The organism is Mycobacterium sp. SMC-21 (genome assembly GCF_045310825.1).
In the GTDB taxonomy this organism is placed as follows: domain Bacteria; phylum Actinomycetota; class Actinomycetes; order Mycobacteriales; family Mycobacteriaceae; genus Mycobacterium.
Map to the genome: position 1 here is coordinate 1 of NZ_JBJIAO010000043.1, position 16,883 is coordinate 16,883.

At 65.2% G+C, this 16,883-nt stretch carries 10 protein-coding genes and 3 pseudogenes; 7 read left to right on the top strand and 6 right to left on the bottom strand.

Annotated elements, in window-relative coordinates; genetic code table 11:
* Window positions 1-142: 142 nt before the first annotated feature.
* Window positions 143-397: pseudogene (locus ACJH6H_RS25795) on the bottom strand (IS3 family transposase); the annotation flags it as partial.
* A gap of 187 nt (window positions 398-584) precedes the next feature.
* Here ACJH6H_RS25795 and ACJH6H_RS25800 point away from each other — a divergent pair.
* Both ACJH6H_RS25800 and ACJH6H_RS25805 read left to right on the top strand, forming a co-directional pair.
* Complete coding sequence (locus ACJH6H_RS25800) at window positions 585-1,886, top strand: cytochrome P450 (protein ID WP_346415426.1); 1,302 nt, start codon at window positions 585-587, stop codon at window positions 1,884-1,886.
* Window positions 1,887-2,545: 659 nt separating this feature from the next.
* A pseudogene (locus ACJH6H_RS25805) lies at window positions 2,546-3,513 on the top strand (IS3 family transposase).
* A gap of 619 nt (window positions 3,514-4,132) precedes the next feature.
* Here ACJH6H_RS25805 and ACJH6H_RS25810 read toward each other — a convergent pair.
* Complete coding sequence (locus tag ACJH6H_RS25810; protein WP_318986932.1) at window positions 4,133-5,308, bottom strand: acyl-CoA dehydrogenase family protein; 1,176 nt, start codon at window positions 5,306-5,308, stop codon at window positions 4,133-4,135.
* A 119-nt stretch (window positions 5,309-5,427) separates the two neighbouring features.
* Between ACJH6H_RS25810 and ACJH6H_RS25815 the strand changes: the two genes are divergently transcribed.
* The 5 genes from ACJH6H_RS25815 to ACJH6H_RS25835 all read left to right on the top strand — a co-directional run bounded on the left by ACJH6H_RS25815 (window position 5,428) and on the right by ACJH6H_RS25835 (window position 12,657).
* Complete coding sequence (locus ACJH6H_RS25815) at window positions 5,428-7,029, top strand: acyl-CoA carboxylase subunit beta (protein ID WP_318986933.1); 1,602 nt, start codon at window positions 5,428-5,430, stop codon at window positions 7,027-7,029.
* 5 nt (window positions 7,030-7,034) lie between these two features.
* Complete coding sequence (locus tag ACJH6H_RS25820; RefSeq protein ID WP_318986934.1) at window positions 7,035-9,065, top strand: biotin carboxylase N-terminal domain-containing protein; 2,031 nt, start codon at window positions 7,035-7,037, stop codon at window positions 9,063-9,065.
* Between the two features lie 56 nt (window positions 9,066-9,121).
* Window positions 9,122-10,276: an acyl-CoA dehydrogenase family protein gene (locus ACJH6H_RS25825; RefSeq protein ID WP_318986935.1), complete on the top strand. Its 1,155-nt coding sequence runs from the start codon at window positions 9,122-9,124 to the stop codon at window positions 10,274-10,276.
* Between the two features lie 25 nt (window positions 10,277-10,301).
* Window positions 10,302-11,855, top strand: coding sequence for a long-chain fatty acid--CoA ligase (locus tag ACJH6H_RS25830; protein ID WP_318986936.1), 1,554 nt, complete (start codon window positions 10,302-10,304; stop codon window positions 11,853-11,855).
* A gap of 202 nt (window positions 11,856-12,057) precedes the next feature.
* Window positions 12,058-12,657, top strand: a complete 600-nt coding sequence (locus ACJH6H_RS25835; protein WP_318986953.1) for a TetR/AcrR family transcriptional regulator — start codon at window positions 12,058-12,060, stop codon at window positions 12,655-12,657.
* Window positions 12,658-12,663: 6 nt separating this feature from the next.
* Here ACJH6H_RS25835 and ACJH6H_RS25840 read toward each other — a convergent pair.
* From ACJH6H_RS25840 to ACJH6H_RS25855, 4 genes and pseudogenes are all read right to left on the bottom strand, one after another.
* Window positions 12,664-13,491: pseudogene (locus tag ACJH6H_RS25840) on the bottom strand (SDR family NAD(P)-dependent oxidoreductase).
* A gap of 49 nt (window positions 13,492-13,540) precedes the next feature.
* Entirely contained in the window at window positions 13,541-15,265 is a 1,725-nt protein-coding gene (locus ACJH6H_RS25845) for an acyclic terpene utilization AtuA family protein (protein ID WP_318986937.1), read from the bottom strand.
* Window positions 15,262-16,074, bottom strand: coding sequence for a TIGR03084 family metal-binding protein (locus ACJH6H_RS25850; protein ID WP_293024101.1), 813 nt, complete (start codon window positions 16,072-16,074; stop codon window positions 15,262-15,264). Before ACJH6H_RS25850 ends, ACJH6H_RS25845 begins: the two co-directional genes overlap by 4 nt.
* Window position 16,075: 1 nt before the next feature.
* The gene (locus ACJH6H_RS25855) at window positions 16,076-16,843 is read right to left on the bottom strand and encodes an enoyl-CoA hydratase/isomerase family protein (RefSeq protein ID WP_293024104.1); all 768 of its coding nucleotides are present in this window, start codon (window positions 16,841-16,843) and stop codon (window positions 16,076-16,078) included.
* Window positions 16,844-16,883 lie beyond the last annotated feature (40 nt).

Consider the following 16,883-nt stretch of genomic DNA (forward strand, 5'->3'; position numbering starts at 1 on the left):
AGGCCGCTGCGACGACCCGAAGGAGACGGTCTCTCACCGCCTCTCGATATACCCAGCGCCTCGTGGCGCACAGCTCCGCCCCGAAGAAACTGGCGTCTCTTTTCAGAATTTCGTTGGCGCGCTTGAGTTCTCGGTTCTCCTACTCAAGCTCTTTGACTTTCTGCGACTCGGCCGTTGTTACTCCGGGTTCGTAGCCATTGTCGACGTCGGCCTGGCGAACCCAGGAACGCACCGACTCGACCCCATAGCCGAGCTGGTTAGCAACCCGCCAAACGGTGCCCTGCTCGGTGCCGAGTTCGGCGCGCAACGCACGGACCATCCGCGCCGCTGCAGCCGTCTCCTCCGGGCTGTAGCGGCGACTGGTCGGCTCCTTTCCCGATGACGATACCGTGGGCATACCCGCATCCTCGTTTCCAAGGCCAGGAGCCTCCGGGATTTCCAGGGCGATTCAAAAACCTGAAACACCCGGGTTTCCCGGAGACTCATTGACGCGGTGGAGCGCAGTTGGTCAGACTTGTTTCCATGGCGTGCTACGTACCGGACTCAAAGCACCAACCGTCCAGCAAACTTGGCGCGTAGCGCCGATGAGAACATTGCGCTGGGATGGCGCGGTGCGGCAGGTCTGGGCACCGGTGATGGGGGCGATCGGAATGAACGTTGCTGCGGCCGTGCGGGTCCGGCGTCGTGGCTATGCAGGATGGACCGGCGCGGTCAATACCGATTTCGATCCACTCGATCCGGCGACCGCGGCGCAGCCATTCGAAAGTTATCGCGCGCTGCACGCCGGAGGGCGAGTGCACTACAACCCCAAACGTGCGACCTTCATTCTCAGCCGACACGAAGACATCCGAGCGGCCTTGCGCGATACCGAGGCGGTCACAAGTAGCCAGGGCGTCACCCGGATGAAGATCTCGGCACCGATCCTGGTGCTCACCGACGGCGATGACCACACCAGGCTCCGCAAACAGGTTCAACCTGGATTCACCAAGGGTGCCATGAGCGACTGGCAAGGCATGGCAGACCAACTCGCCAAAGAACTCGTCGCCGACGTAGTCGCCAACCCCGGTTGCGACGTGATGGAGCACCTCGCCGTACCTTTGCCCATCCGAATGATCGCACACATAATCGGCATCCCTCCCGAAGATGTCTGCAACTTCCGATCATGGTCCGAAGACGGTGTCGGCGTAATCAATGCTGGCGCCACCGCTGCCGGGCTGCGGTACGGGTTCAGAGGAGTTCGGGCGATCGCGGCACTGCGCCGGTACTTCAAGGACCAGTTGGCCTCGGGCAAGCTCAAAGGGTCGGATACCGTACTGGGCCGGCTCGTCGATAACAATGAGGATGGCAAGCTCTCCGACGACGAGCTGTTTTTCATCGCGATGCTACTGCTGTTCGCTGGGAACGAAACCACCACGAACCTCATCGGCGGTATGTTCGACACTCTCGCCCACGCCCCCGATCAGTTCGCCATGATCCGAAACCATCCTGACCTGATCCCAAGCGCCGTCGAGGAACAGCTGCGTTACTCGACACCAATCCAAAACCTGTACCGCTACACTCGCGCCGACTACAGAGTCGGCGAGGTGACTATCCCCAGCCGGTCGCGGCTCTTGCTGGCCTTCGGCGCGGCCAACCGCGATCCTGAGGTCTTCGAGTATCCTGACACCTACCGCGCTGATCGAAACCCGCACAACCACATCGCTTTTGGCTTCGGTGCTCACATGTGCATCGGAGCAACCCTGACTCGCATGGAAGGCCAGGCCGTGCTCCGCGAACTCACCACCCAAGCCTCGGCCATCGCAGCGGCCGGTTTGACCACCTGGTCAATCAACAGCTCACTTCGCGGCCCCACCCACCTGCCGATCCGACTGACCCCTGCCTTCTGATTTTGTCGGCCGCATCGACGGTGCGCGGTTGATAGCCGCCAACCCCTTCTCGTCGACGCGGGGCCCAGCGCTTTATCGGGCGGGTCCAGGTAGAGCCCGACGACATCGCGAACCGAGCAATGATCAGAACCTGTGGATGAGCCTTGGTACCCCAACATGGACTTGGCCAGGCCCGATTCTTTGGCCATCGATGTCCGCGACCAGTGCGTCGCGTCCCCCGGAGTGCGCTCCAACGTCGCCACCAGCACCACATCGACCTGCTCATCGGTGATGGTGCGGGGACCACCCGGACGGGGCTCATCGTTCAGCCCGTCGCTGCGAGCCTCAAGAACCGTCGACGCCATCTACCGACTGTCTGCGGCCATACGCCCACGTCAGGGCGACATCGTTGTCGGATTTACCTGCCGCGCAACCCAATACGATCCGCGACCGCCGCGCCTGCGATGACTTGGCCCTGCGCACCCATCGTTGCAACGTTCACGTTCGTCGTCGTTCAATACCAGCGCAACTACCGGTCTACCCCTAGTCGCTACGGGCCGATTCTAGTATTAATCAACGAATTCCAGTCGCGGGACACTAGCAATGGCGTAAGAATCCGGGTCTGCTGCATGAATAGGTGACATCTGAGTTGGCTTGCCCGTCGTGGGCAGGCTGGAAGGATGTCCTTGTGCCCAGGCCTTACCCCCCAGGAGTTCCGTGACGACGTGGTCGGCGTCGCTCGCAACCGCGAAGCCGGTGTGACGATCGAGCAGGTCGCCACCGATTTCGGTGTCCATCCGATGACCCTGCACAAATGGATGCACCAGGCCGACATCGACGAGGGCGCCAAACCCGGCAAAAGCACCGGCGACTCTGCTGAACTGCGCGAGCTGCGTCGCCGAAATCGGCTGCTGGAACATGAGAACGAGGTGCTGCGCAGGGCGGTAGCGTATCTACCCGCTCGTGAAGGAGCTCGCCGCCGACGGAATCCCTGTCGCGGTGACGTGCCGGGTACTCAGGCTCGCCCGCCAACCGTATTACCGCTGGCTGTCCCAGCCTGTCACCGACGCCAACCTCGTCCAGGCCTACCGCGTCAACGCCCTGTTCGATGCCCACCGCGACGATCCGGAGTTCGGGTATCGCTACCTGGTCGAGGAAGCCCGTGACGCCGGTGAGCCGATGGTCGAGCGCACCGGCTGGCGGATCTGCTCGCAGAACCGGTTATGGAGTGTCTTCGGTAAGAAGCGGGGCAAGAACGGGAAACCCGGCCCGCCGGTGCATGACGACCTCGTGGACCGCGACTTCACTGCTAAAGCCCCAAATCAATTGTGGATCAGCGATCCTACCGAACACATGACCGGAGAGGGCACGCTCTACCTCTGTGCGATCAAGGATGTGTTCTCGAACCGGATCGTCGGGTACAGCATCGATGACCCGATTAAGTCGCAGCTGGCCACTCGGGCGCTGCACAGCGCGGTGGCGCGACGTGCCCGACCGTAAATGCTGGGCCACTCGCACCGAATTACGCCTGGCGATCGTGTCGTGGATCGAGCGGACCTAACACCGCCGACGCCGACAACGCGCACTCGGCAGACCCACGCCGATAGAGTTCGAACTGCTCCACACACCAGTCGCAACTGCGGCCTGAAAATTCACACCCCGCGAGTCAACTGAACTCGGGGCAGTCCCCCTGACCAACGCTGCCCTGATGTCCATCTTGATGATCCCGGGTTCGTGTACCGCTTCATCCCTGACGGTCTGGCCGAGAAAGGCTGCGGCGCTTTTGGCGGCTGCGCTCACGCGACAGAATTTCCGCATGCTTGGTGAGAAGCCAGCCGTGCCGACGAAAGTGGGCCGCCCGTTCATGACGATCTCGTGCACCGTGTGTTCATCGCCGATCGGCCAAATCAGTTGTGACTCAGCGATATCACATAACACGTTACGACCACGGACAAGCTACGCCTGTGCGGTAAACCGCGTGTTTTCTAATCGTATATTCCGTTACTCGATCGATTCCCGATGAAGTCGCAGTTGGCGGTCAACGCGGCTCCATATGGCCATCATTCCTCGCAATCCCGTTGCGACAGTGGTTCATTCCGATCGAGGCAGTAATTCCGCTTCCACATCGTCCCGGAACTCCTCCCGATACGCCTTCGCCATGATCGGCACCCTTCTACCGAGAACCCCACAATCCTCAGATATCAGGAGTCAACCGAACCCTCAAGACCCCTTAGACACACGATGGTGTGCATCGAGCCCTGCACGGTTCACAGGCCGATGTGTTTGGCGATGATCTCCTTCATGATCTCGGTGGTGCCGCCGCCGATGCCGAGGATGCGCGAATCGCGGTAGTGGCGTTCGACTTCGGTCTCACGGAGGTAGCCCATACCGCCGTGCAACTGGACCGCGGTATCGACAGCGAGGTCGCACGCGGCGACGGCCACATTCTTCGCCATTGACACCATGCGCACATCGGTGTCACCTGCGACGATGCGGTCGACGGCGGCACGGGTGTAGGTGCGCGCCACGTCAACGGCGGTAGCCATGTCGGCGACCTTGTGGCGAACCACCTGACGGGTGGACAATGCCCGCCCGAACGTCTCGCGCTGCTTCACCCACTGCAGGGTGAGGTCGAGGCAGCGCCGCGCCGTGGCGTAACACTGCACGGCGATGAAGGCACGCTCTACTTGAAACTGCTGCATGATCTGGATGAAGCCGCTGTTCTCGGGGCCGACGAGGTTGCATGCGGGGACCCGCACGTCGACGTAGCCCAACTCGGCGGTATCCGAGCACCACCAGCCCATCTTCTTCAGCTTGCTCGAGACGGTGAATCCGGGTGTTCCGCGCTCGACGACGAGCAGCGAGATTCCGCCGGCGCCAGGGCCGCCGGTGCGTACGGCCGTCGTCACGAAATCTGCGCGGACCGCCGATGTGATGAACATCTTCGCCCCGTTGACGACGTAATGATCGCCGTCACGAACTGCGGTCGTGCGGATCCCCGCGACGTCGGAACCGGTGTCGGGTTCGGTCACGCCCAGGCTGCCGATCTTCTCGCCGGCGAGAGTGGGCGCGACGAACCGGCGGACCTGATCCGGATCTCGGTGGGCGGCCATGTGAGGCAACGCGATGTTGTGTGTCAACAGGCTCGCCAGCACCCCCGACGAGCCGCCGGCCTCCATCACGCCCTCGGTGAGAAGGACTAGGTCGCGCAGGTCGCCGCCGACTCCGCCGACTTCTTCGGCGAAGCCGATACCGAGCAGGCCCGCCTTGGCCGCGCTGCGGTGCAATTCGCGTGGTAGCTCTCCGGCCTCCTCCCATTCGCTGACGTAAGGGGCGATCTCCTTGCGCGTGAAGGCCTGCACGAGATCGGTCAGGGCGCGGCGCTCAGGTGTCTCCCACGGGCTGACCACCTCGGTACCCGACTGCTCGTCCAACTGGGTCATCGTGATGCTCCTCCTTGCTCGACCCGAGGCATGTCCTGCCGCGGTTGTCACCCGACGTTAATTGCGGCTAACATTACCGCGTCAGCAGATCGGCGTCGATGATCGCTCGGAGGAATACCGTGGTTCACGTCCTACCCGATCACGTCGATGCAACGGCGCCCGGCTACCTCGAGAACCGCGACGGCCTGAGCGCTCAACTCAACGCCATCGCGGAGCAGCTGGCGCAGGCGAATGCCGGTGGCGGACCGAAGTACGTTGCGCGGCATCGTAAACGGGGCAAGTTGCTCGTCCGAGAACGCATTGAACTCCTGCTCGATCCCGACACGGCGTTCCTCGAACTGTGCCCCTTCGCCGCATGGGGCACCCGGTTCCCCGTCGGAGGCAGTGTGGTGGTCGGCATCGGCATCGTCGAGGGAATCGAGTCGATGATCATCGCTCACGACCCCACCGTGCGCGGAGGCGCATCGAACCCGTACACGTTCCGAAAAGTGTTCCGCGGCATGGCTATCGCGCGGGAGAATCGACTGCCCATCATCAACATCGTCGAGTCCGGCGGTGCCGACCTGCCCACACAGGCGGAGATCTTCGTGCCCGGCGGTCAACTGTTCCACGACCTGACCCAGCACAGCGCAGCAGGGTTGCCGACCGTGGCGTTGGTCTTCGGCAATTCGACCGCTGGCGGTGCCTACATCCCTGGCATGTGCGACTACGTCGTGATGGTGCGCAATCGCTCCAAGGTGTTCCTCGGCGGTCCGCCGTTGGTGAAGATGGCCACCGGAGAGGTCTCCGACGACGAATCGCTCGGCGGCGCCGATATGCACGCCCGCACTTCGGGGTTGGCCGATTTCATGGCAGAGGACGAGCAGGATGCGATCCGCATCGGCCGGCGCATCATGGCGCGGCTCAACTGGCGGAAGTGTGGCACCGGACCCACACTGCCGCCGCACCCGCCGGTGTACGACCCCGACCAGCTGCTCGGCATCGCGTCGGTTGATCCGAAGGTGCCCTTCGACCCCCGCGACGTCATCGCCCGAGTGGTCGACGGATCGGCCTTCGACGAGTTCAAACCGCTGTACGGCACGTCACTGGTCACCGGCTGGGCCTCGATCCACGGGTTTCCGGTCGGGATCCTGGCCAATGCGCGGGGCATCTTGTTCAGTGAGGAGGCCGAGAAGGGCTCCCAGTTCATTCAGCTGGCCAATCAGATCGACACGCCCCTGATCTTCCTGCAGAACACAACCGGATTCATGGTCGGCGCCGAGTACGAGCAGGGAGGCATCATCAAAGACGGCGCGAAGATGATCAACGCCGTGTCGAACAGCGCTGTCCCGCACGTGACCATCACCATGGGTGCGTCTTACGGTGCCGGGAACTACGGCATGTGCGGCCGGTCGTACTCGCCGCGGTTCCTGTTCGCGTGGCCCAACTCGAAGTCGGCGGTCATGGGTCCGGCGCAACTGGCCGGAGTGCTGTCCATCGTTGCGCGCGAGTCCGCCGCCGACCGCGGGCTGCCCTTCGATGAGGACGCCGACGCCCAGATGCGCACCTCGGTCGAGGAACAAATCGAGCGGGAATCCGTCGCCCTGGCCAACAGCGGTCGCCTCTATGACGACGGAATCATCGATCCTCGCGACACGCGGACGGTTCTCGGTTTGTGTCTGTCGGTCATCCACAACGGCGAAGTTCGTGGCCAGCGCGGCTACGGCGTCTTCCGGATGTGATGACGATGCCGAAGATCTCCAAGGTACTGGTGGCCAACCGTGGTGAAATCGCACGGCGAGTGTTCCGCACTTGCCGCGACCTCGGGATCGCCACGGTGGCCGTCTATTCCGACGCCGACGCCGACGCGTGGCATGTCGCCGACGCGGACGAGGCGGTGCGCCTCCCCGGCTCGTCCCCCGCCGAGACCTACCTCGACATGTCACGGATCATCGCCGCGGCCTCGCTCACCGGCGCCGACGCCGTTCACCCCGGTTACGGCTTCCTGTCGGAGAACGCTGCGTTCGCGAGGGCCTGCGCCGCTGCCGACCTGATCTTCGTCGGCCCACCGGCCGAGGCGATCGATGCGATGGGCTCGAAGTTAGCGGCCAAGAAGATGATGTCCGACGCGGGCGTTCCCGTACTCCCCGGTGGCGACACGACGGGGCTGTCTGCCGAACACCTCGAGAAGTTGGCCTCCAACGTCGGCTACCCGGTCCTGGTCAAGGCCAGCGCTGGCGGTGGCGGCCGGGGTATGCGCGTGGTCACCTCGCCGGATGAGCTTGAGGAGGCGGTGGCCTCCGCCTCCCGTGAGGCTGCTGCCGCGTTCTCCGACGGCACCGTCTTCCTCGAGCGATACATCCAGCGCCCGCGACACGTCGAGATCCAGGTCATGGCCGACATGCACGGCAACGTCGTCTCTCTGTTCGAGCGCGAGTGCTCGGTGCAGCGTCGCCACCAGAAAGTCATCGAAGAAGCACCGTCACCGGTCGTCGACGACGCGTTGCGCGCTCGGATGAGCGAGGCCGCCATCGCCGCCGCGCGCGCCGTCGGTTACGTAGGCGCCGGAACGGTCGAGTTCGTCTACGACGTGGGCCGGGACGGCATGGATGGCTCCTTCGCCTTCCTCGAGATGAACACCCGGTTGCAGGTCGAGCACCCCGTCACCGAGCTGATCACAGGTCTTGACCTGGTGCGGGCCCAGCTGCTGGTTGCGATGGGGCGAGCGCTGCCCGACGAGATGCACGACCTGCGAGTTCGCGGTCACGCTATCGAGGCCCGTTTGTGCGCCGAGGATCCGGCCGATGACTACCGGCCCTGCACGGGGACCCTGCGCACCATGGATATTCCAGCGCTTGCCGGCGTGCGGGTCGATTCGGGATTCCGGGCCGGTTCGGTCGTCGGCCACCACTACGACTCGCTGCTCGCCAAGGTCATCGCGTGGGCTCCAACGCGCGAGGAGGCTCTTTCCAGTCTCTCGGCGGCGCTGGCCGGCGCCCGTATTCACGGCATTACCACCAATCGCGACCTGTTGGTGCGGACCCTGCGCCACGACGAATTCGCCGGGCGCGGCACGGACACCGGTTTCCTGCAACGACACGACGTCGCCGAACTCGGCGCGCCCCTTGTCGATTCATACGCTGAGGGTCTGCACGCCATTGCGGCGACCGTGGCCGGCGTGGCCGCTCGGCGTGCCGTCGCGCCCCTGCAAGCGTCACTGCCCGCAGGTTGGCGAAACAACTCCTCTCAACCGCAGACCACCACCTGGCGGACGCAGACCGGGCGCGATATACGCGTCGGCTACACGCTGCATCCGATGGGAACATCGTTGAGTGTCGATGACCAACCGTCGGCCGACGTCGCGGTCGTGGTGGGGAGCACCGAATCCGTCGTGTTGAGCGTGAGCGGCGTTCGACGAACGTTCCACGTGCTCATCGACGGCGATCTCGCCCATGTCGACTCGGTCTTGGGTTATACGGCCTTGAGCGTGGCGCCGCGCTTTGTCGACCCGAGCACTCTGACCCCGCCGGGTTCGCTCACGGCACCGATGCCCGGTTCGGTGATTCGGCTACCAGTCGCCACGGGCGAGACTGTGTCAGCCGGACAAACGCTCGTCGTCCTCGAGGCGATGAAGATGGAGCACAGCATCGCCAGCCCGATCGACGGCTTGTTGAGCGCACTGCCGGTCGAGGTCGGGAAGCAGGTTTCCACCGGCGATGTACTCGCCGTGGTCGAGGCGGTGGACGGCGGCGAGGCGGCCTGCGCCATACAGCCCTAGGTAAAGCCAGCGCGCTGCCGACCGGCCGCGTGCTATCGCACGACGTCAGGAATGTCATGGAATTACACGAGACCGAGGAACGCCAAGACCTGCGCAAGGCGGTCGCCGAGATCGCCAAGGACTTCGGCCACAAGTACTACCTTGAGAAGTCACTGGCAGGCGAGAAGAGCACCGAACTATGGCAGGCCGTAGGCAAGCAGGGCTTCCTCGGCGTGAACCTGTCCGAGGAGTACGGCGGCGGCGGCGGCGGCATCTACGACATGCAGATCGTCGGTGAGGAACTCGCCGCGGCCGGATGCCCGCTGCTGATGACCGTCGTTTCGCCGACCATTTGCGGCACCATCATCCAGGCCTTCGGCAGTGAGGAACTCAAGCAACGATGGCTGCCCAGCATCGCGAGCGGCGAGACGATCATGGCCTTCGCGATCACCGAGCCGGATGCGGGCTCGAACTCGCACAACATCTCCACGACCGCCAAACGCGACGGTGACGACTGGGTCGTGAACGGCACCAAGTACTACATCTCCGGCGTCGACGAGGCCGAGGCCATTCTGGTCGTGACGCGCACGTCCACCAACGACCGTGGTCGCGGCCTTTTGAGCCTGCTCGTCGTGCCCACCGATGCACCTGGATTGACCAAGTCCCTCATCCCGGTGCAGGCCGTCACTCCGGAGAAGCAATTCACCCTATTCTTCGATAACGTTCGTGTGCCAGCCGCCAACCTGATCGGCGCAGAGAACGAAGGGCTGCGCCAGGTCTTCATGGGCTTGAACCCTGAGCGGATCATGGGCGCAGCACTAGGCAACGGCATCGGCCTTTACGCGCTCGACAAAGCCGCCAACTACGCACGTGAGCGGCACGTATGGGGAGCGCCAATTGGCTCGCACCAGGGTGTATCGCACCCGCTCGCCCACGCCAAGATCCAGGTCGAACTGGCGCGCTTGATGACCCAGCGCGCCGCCTCCCTGCACGACGCAGGCGACCCCGGGTCGGGTGAGGCGTCCAACATGGCGAAGTACGCCGCGGCCGAGGCAGGCATCCTGGCGCTCGACCAGGCGATTCAGACCCACGGCGGCAACGGCATGGCCACCGAGTACGGCCTCGCCACGCTCTGGGGCCCGGCCCGACTCATGCGCACCGCCCCCATCAGCCGCGAGATGATCCTCAATTTCGTGGCGCAGCACAGCCTGCGTCTTCCAGCGTCCTACTGAGCCGGCGGAAACGGAAAGAGATCACATGCAACGCGGCATCGGTCATTGGGTCACCCGGCGTTCCTTCCTCAACGCCGGGCGTACCGCGCTGATCAGCAACGGCGAGCACATCACCTACGCCGACTTGGATCGGCGCACCAACCAGCTCGCCGCCGCCTTGATCGCGCTCGGCGTGCGAAAAGGCGACAGGGTCGCAGTGCTGCTGGTCAATTCGGCCGAGTTCATCGAGGTGCTGCTGGGCTGCGCCAAGATCGGCGCTATCACCGTACCGCTCAACGTGCGGCTTGCTGCACCCGAGATCGGGTACATCCTGGCCGACTCCGGGGCCGACGTCCTCATCTTCCACGAGCCGTTGGCCGCACAAGCCACGACAGCCGTCACCGAATCCGGAGCCCGCGTGCGCCATATCGTGCGCGCCGGTGGGGTGCCGGCGACGGGTGAGCTCAGTTACGACGACCTCGTCTCAGGCGGAACGCTCGACGCGATTAACGGCGATGTCGAGGGCCGCGACCCGGCGTTCATCATGTATACGTCGGGGACGACCGGCCGACCCAAGGGCGCGATCCTCACCCACGACAACCTGCTGTGGAACGCGATCAACGTCCTCGGCACCGATATCGGCGTGCGGGGCGACGACGTCACGGCCGCGGTGGCGCCGATGTTCCACATCGGTGGCTTGGGTGTGCACACACTGCCGCTGCTCTACGTCGGCGGCACCAGCGTCATCATGCCCGCCTTCGACCCGCGAGCAACGCTGCAAGCGATGGCCGACCACCAAGTAACGATTCAGTTCATGGTGCCGGCCATGTGGGCCGCGCTCATGAAGGTGCCCGACTTCGACTCCTTCGACCTGTCCGCGCTGCGTTTCGCTATGGGCGGCGGGTCACCCGTTCCCCTGACGGTGATCGATTTCATGCGCGAGCGTGGTGTGCCCTTCACCGAGGGCTTCGGCATGACCGAGACCGCCCCGTTGGTGACCGTCCTGGACGCCGAGAACACCAGCACTCGGGCGGGGTCGATTGGCCGCGTGGCGATGCACGTCGACGCTCGCATCGTCGACGACCACGATCGCGAAGTCGCGATCGACACTGTGGGTGAGTTGATTGTGCGTGGCCCCAACGTGTTTACAGGCTACTGGATGAAGCCCGAGGCGAGCGCTGAGGCGTTCCGCGGAGGCTGGTTCCACACGGGCGACCTCGGACGCATGGACGCCGAGGGATACATCACCCTCGTCGACCGCAAGAAGGACATGATCATCTCCGGCGGCGAGAACGTCTACCCGATCGAGGTCGAGCAGGTTCTGTTCCGCCACCCGGAGGTACTCGACGCCGCTGTGATCGGAGGCGCGGACGCGAAGTGGGGGGAACGCGTCGTCGCGGTCGTCGTCGCCCAACCCGCGGTGGAAGCGCCGAGCGCCCAAGAGATAGTGGACTGGTGTCGTGAGCGGCTGGCACATTTCAAGTGCCCGCGCGACGTGCACTTCGTCGACGAACTGCCACGCAACGCCACCGGCAAGCTGCTCAAGACCGAGCTGCGTACGCAGTTCACAGGCATCGAGGCCGGAGTCGTTCTGCGCTGAGTGGCCTGCGCAGCGCCTCGCGGGTTCGGGGCAGGGTCTCTCAATCGACGTGCTGATGCGAGAATTTGGCAACAACGGCCGAGTTCAGCAGTTGCGTTGTCCTTTTCGAAGACGGTGCGGTGGGTGTCGACGCAGGAAACCCGGGCGTCGATAGGACTATCGTTCTGCGGAGCACTCCACACGTAATGATCGCGACGAACTGATAGGAGGCACGAACGCGTCTGGCTTGCGCCGCAAATTGCTACTTGAGGCCGCCGCCGACCTGTTCGCGTGCCAAGGCTTCCACTCGGTGGGTATTGATGACACCGGCGCCGCGGCTCGGGCGAGCGAGCCAGCGGTATACCGGCACTTCCAGAATAAGCATGCAATCCTGCGCGAACTGTGCGACTCCGCAATGACTGAGCTGTTCGCCGGCGCGCGACACGGCACGACGGCGAAGACCTCGTCGGAGGTCCTGCGCACCTTGGTCGAGCTGCATCCGGCTTTCGGCGCTCGGCACCGTGGCCTGCTGGCCGTCTACGCCCGCGAGCACCGCTCACTATCGCCGCTTGCCACCCGTGCCCTTCGGCGCCGACAGCGCAGCTATGAAGCCATCTGGGTCGATGCGCTGGTACTGGCGCGCGGCGATCTGGACGACACACGCGCACAGAGCCTGGTCGCCGCCGCGCTGTCTTTACTGAACGCGTCCGCGTACATGCCCGCGTCGCTGGACGACGCGACAGTCGAGGCGATGCTGGTCACCGCTGCAGCTGACGCGCTGTTCAGCGCGAGCAATGACCGGTTAGGCTCGGCAGCCGGCTGAGATTGCTCAGGTGTTGAAGCCGCCGCCGCAGATCACCACCTGTCCGCTGATGTAGTCCGACTCGGGAATGCACAGGAGGTAGACGGCACCCGCGCCGTCGTCTGGCGTTCCGGCCCTGCCTAGTGGGATGGCGCGTTCCATGGTGGCGAGAAGGTCGGGGTTGACGCCGACCGCTAGTTCGCGGCCCTGGATGTCGATCGTCCCGTCACCTCCGGCGGGAGTTTCGGTGAGGCGGGTGCGGATGAGTCCGAACGCGACCGCATTGACGGTGACGTTGTAGCGGCCCCACTCCTTCGACATCGCCTTCGTGAGCCCGAGGACGCCGGCCTTTCCCGAGGAGTAGTTCGCCTGACCGGCGTTGCCCCCTGTGCCCGCGATCGAGGAGATGTTGACGACCTTGCGGCAACTCACGTCGCCCGCTTCGCGTTCCTTCTTGACCGCCGCGCTGATCACCGGCTGGGCGGCGCGAAGTATCCGGAACGGTGCTTTCAGGTGCACGTCGAGGATCGCATCCCACTGCTCGTCGCTCATTTTCTGTACCACAGAGTCCCAGGTGTAGCCGGCGTTGTTGACGATGATGTCCACTCCGCCGTACTCATCGACGGCCGTTTGTACGAAGCGTTCGGCGAAACCGTCCTCGGTGACGCTGCCCGCACACACGACCGCGGTGCCACCGGCGGCTTCGATCGCGGCCACCGTCTCGTTCGCCGGCCCGGCGTCGAGGTCGTTCACGACCACCCTGGCACCGTCGCCTGCCAGCTTCTAGGCGATGGCGCGTCCGATGCCACGCCCCGACCCGGAGACGAGCGCGATCTTGCCGTCCAGCTTTCCCATGTTGGGTTCGACCTTTCCGTAGGGGTACCACCGGCGCCGTGCCGGACGTTCAGCGTGCGTCGAGCAGCGATTCGGGGACGTCCGCCTCACGGGACCGCACGTACTCCCCGAACCCCTTGGCTTGCGCATCCGGGCGGGTCGACGACGCGACACCATCGCCGAGCAGGCCGTACACCACCACGTTGAGCGCTCGTAGATTCGGCAGCTCGAAGCGCTCGATGCGAAGGTTCGCCGCTTCCGGCCCGAGTAGCGTGCGAAGGCGCTCGACGCTGAGATACTCCCGTGCCCACGCGTAGCCGGGGTCGTCCCGGGCCCACAGCCCTAGGTTGGCGTTGCCGCCTTTGTCTCCGGATCGTGCGCCGAGAACTCGCCCGAGCGGCGCACGCCGCGTGGGCCCGGTGGGTGCGGGTGTACCAACAGGCGCGGCCGGCTCAGCCGAAGGCGCTACACCGGTGGGCGGGTCGGCGATCGCGTGCCGGTTTCCATCCGCGTCGACGAGTGTTTGGGTCAGGGCCGTGCGTGGCACGAGGGCCGGTCGGTAGATGCCGAACGCGGTCTCCGAGGACGGCGGCGTGGTCGTGTGAAAGCCGGCGAATCCGGCCAGTGCGATCTCCATGATGCCGCCGGAGAACGCCCGGCCCACCTTGCGCGGGTCGGCGTCCTTCACCGTCACACGCAGGTGCGCGCACGCCTGCTCGTTCGTCGGTGCATCGGCGACGTCAAAACGCAACAGCCTCACGTCGACTTCGTCGAAGGCTTCGCGCCCGCCGAGAACGTCGAAAAGCTGCTGTTCAGCGAAGGCCGCCTTCTCCTCGACGTCGAGGCCTGTGAGCACCATGGTCATAGAGTTGCGGAATCCGCCCGCCTCGTTCAGCGCGACCTTGAGCGTGTCTGGCGGTGGACTGCCTCTGGTGCCGCTGATGCCGACACGGTGCTCACCCTGTTGGTTCAGGCGGATGGTGTCGAAATGGGTCACCACGTCGGGGCCGAGATAGGCGGGTTCGGCGATTTCGTAGAGCAATTGGGCGGTGACCGTCCCCACCGAGACCAGCCCACCGGTATTCGGATGCTTCGTGATCACCGATGAGCCGTCCTCGGCGACCTCCGCGATCGGAAACCCCGGATAGCGGCGGTCAGTGACCTCGTCCAGGAACGCGTAGTTTCCACCCGTCGCCTGCGGGCCGCACTCGATCACGTGCCCGGCGACCACGGCACCCGCGAGTCGATCCCAGTGGTCGGGTGCCCAATTGTGCCACCAGGCGGCGGGACCGACCACCAGCGAGGCGTCTGTGACGCGGCCGGTCACGACGACGTCGGCGCCCGAGCGCAGCGCCTCGGTGATGCCCCAGGCACCGAGGTAGGCATTGGCCGACACCGGTTTCTTCTCGCCGACGGGCGGCGTGATCGCGTCGAGGCTACCGCGCAGGTCGTCGCCCTCGACGTGTGCGATCCGTGCTGTGAGGCCGAGACGTGCGGACAGCTCGCGCAACGCGGCCGCCAGGCCAGCGGGATTCAGTCCGCCCGCGTTCGCGACGACCTTGATGCGACGATCCAGACAGGTGCCCAGCACTTGTTCCATTTGGGTGAGGAAAGTGCGAGCGTATCCGCCGTTCGGATCCTTGGCCTGGGCCTTGGCCAAGATGAGCATGGTCAGCTCGGCCAGGTAATCGCCGCACAGGACGTCGATCGGTCCGCCCTCGACCATCTCGCGGGCCGCGGCGATGCGGTCGCCGTAAAACCCGGAACAGTTGCCGATGCGGATCGGGACGCTCACCGCTGACCCCCTGCGAACTGGCCCGCCACGCGTCCGCCACCAGGGGGCCCCGCGAAGGCCTGGGCGATCGAGAGCCACTGGTCGGCCAGCGGGCCGTCGACGACCAAAGCGGTGTCATCACGGTGGCGGCGTTGGGTCACCAACAGGCAAAAGTCCAGCGCCGGCCCGCTCACGCGGTTGGTGGCGTCGGCTGGCCCCCACGTCCAGACGCTGCCGTCCGGAGCGGTCAGCTCAACGCGTACCGGGTCCGCGGGCAGGTCCAGACCGTTGGCCAGGTAGCTGAACGCGCGCGCACCCACCCCGATGTGGGCTACGTGACGCAGCCGTGCCGTGGCCGCGCGGGTCGCGCCGAGCGCGTCGGCGACGTCCTGGCCGTGCGCCCAGGTCTCCATGAGTCGCGCGGTGAGCGACGAGACCGCGCTCATCGGCGGCCCGAACCACGGCAGGCGGGTCGCCGGGTCAATGTCCGCGAACGCCGCAACGAGGGCTGCACGCGACGTGTCGAACCACGCGAGCAGGTCGGCAGCCGGCATCTGACGGTAGCGCTCGGCGATGACGTCGGGTGAGATACTTCCGTCGGCCATCATCGGCAGGTAGTCGCCGCTGAACCCGTCGGGGTCGGTGGCCGAGCGCACCGCCACGTCGTCGAAGAACGCCAGATGACTGATCTGGTCGCGGATCATCCAGCCCACGGCCGGAGTCGGCGCGTCCCAGCCGCGCGGACCTTCGGTCAGCGGCGCGACCAATCCGCGTAGGGCTGCCGTCTCCGCTTCGATGTCGGTGATAACCGACTGCATGCTCACCGCCATGTCAGCGTCCCTTCCACTGTGGTACGCGCTTCTCGCGGAACGCCGTCGGGCCTTCCTGCGCATCGTCGCTCAGATAGACCGGCTCCCATATCTCGTCTGCCAGGTCGTAGGCGGCGGCGAGGTGATGCTGTGCCGAGAGGTACACGGTGCGCTTGGACGCGAGCACGGACAGCGGTGCGTTCGCGGCGATGCTGAGCGCCAACTGCTGGGTACGCTCACGCAACTGATCGGCCGGCACCACCTCATTGACCAAGCCGACCTGGTGGGCGCGCTCAGCGGTGATCGGGTCGCCAGTCAGCAATATCTGCATGGCGACGCGGGGCGGAACCAGCCACGACAGCGGTGCCGCCCACGGCGACCCGCGACCGACCTTGACCTCGCTGACCGCGAACGTCGCGTGTTCGGCAGCCACCACCAAGTCGCACTGCTGCGCGAGCAGGAAGCCCCCGGCGAACGCGACACCGTTGACCGCCGCGATCGTCGGCTTCGCGACATCGATGTTGCGGCCGAACTGCGGAGCGAAATCCTTCGGCGGCACCTTGAGCGCGTTCTGCGCCATCTCCTTCAAGTCCCCGCCTGCGCAGAACGCCTTCTCACCCGCACCGGTGAGGACGAGCACCTTCGCCGCGTCGTCGTCGTTGAAGCGCCGCACCGCGTCGAACAAACCGGTGCGCACAGCGTTGTTCAGCGCGTTGCGCGCCTCGGGCCGGTTGATCGTCAGCCACGCGACGCTTTCGACGACCTCGTAGCGAATCGGTTGCTCGGCCACCGAGCCTCCGTCCCTCACCGTCGCCTCGCATGTGAAAGGC

What these genes read in the sequence shown, in the direction of transcription:
- ACJH6H_RS25800 (WP_346415426.1), top strand. Translation starts at nt 585, where the DNA reads ATGAGAACATTGCGCTGGGATGGCGCGGTGCGGCAGGTCTGGGCACCG.
- ACJH6H_RS25810 (WP_318986932.1), bottom strand. Translation starts at nt 5,308, where the DNA reads ATGACCCAGTTGGACGAGCAGTCGGGTACCGAGGTGGTCAGCCCGTGG.
- ACJH6H_RS25820 (WP_318986934.1), top strand. Translation starts at nt 7,035, where the DNA reads ATGCCGAAGATCTCCAAGGTACTGGTGGCCAACCGTGGTGAAATCGCA.
- ACJH6H_RS25825 (WP_318986935.1), top strand. Translation starts at nt 9,122, where the DNA reads ATGGAATTACACGAGACCGAGGAACGCCAAGACCTGCGCAAGGCGGTC.
- ACJH6H_RS25830 (WP_318986936.1), top strand. Translation starts at nt 10,302, where the DNA reads ATGCAACGCGGCATCGGTCATTGGGTCACCCGGCGTTCCTTCCTCAAC.
- ACJH6H_RS25850 (WP_293024101.1), bottom strand. Translation starts at nt 16,074, where the DNA reads ATGGCGGTGAGCATGCAGTCGGTTATCACCGACATCGAAGCGGAGACG.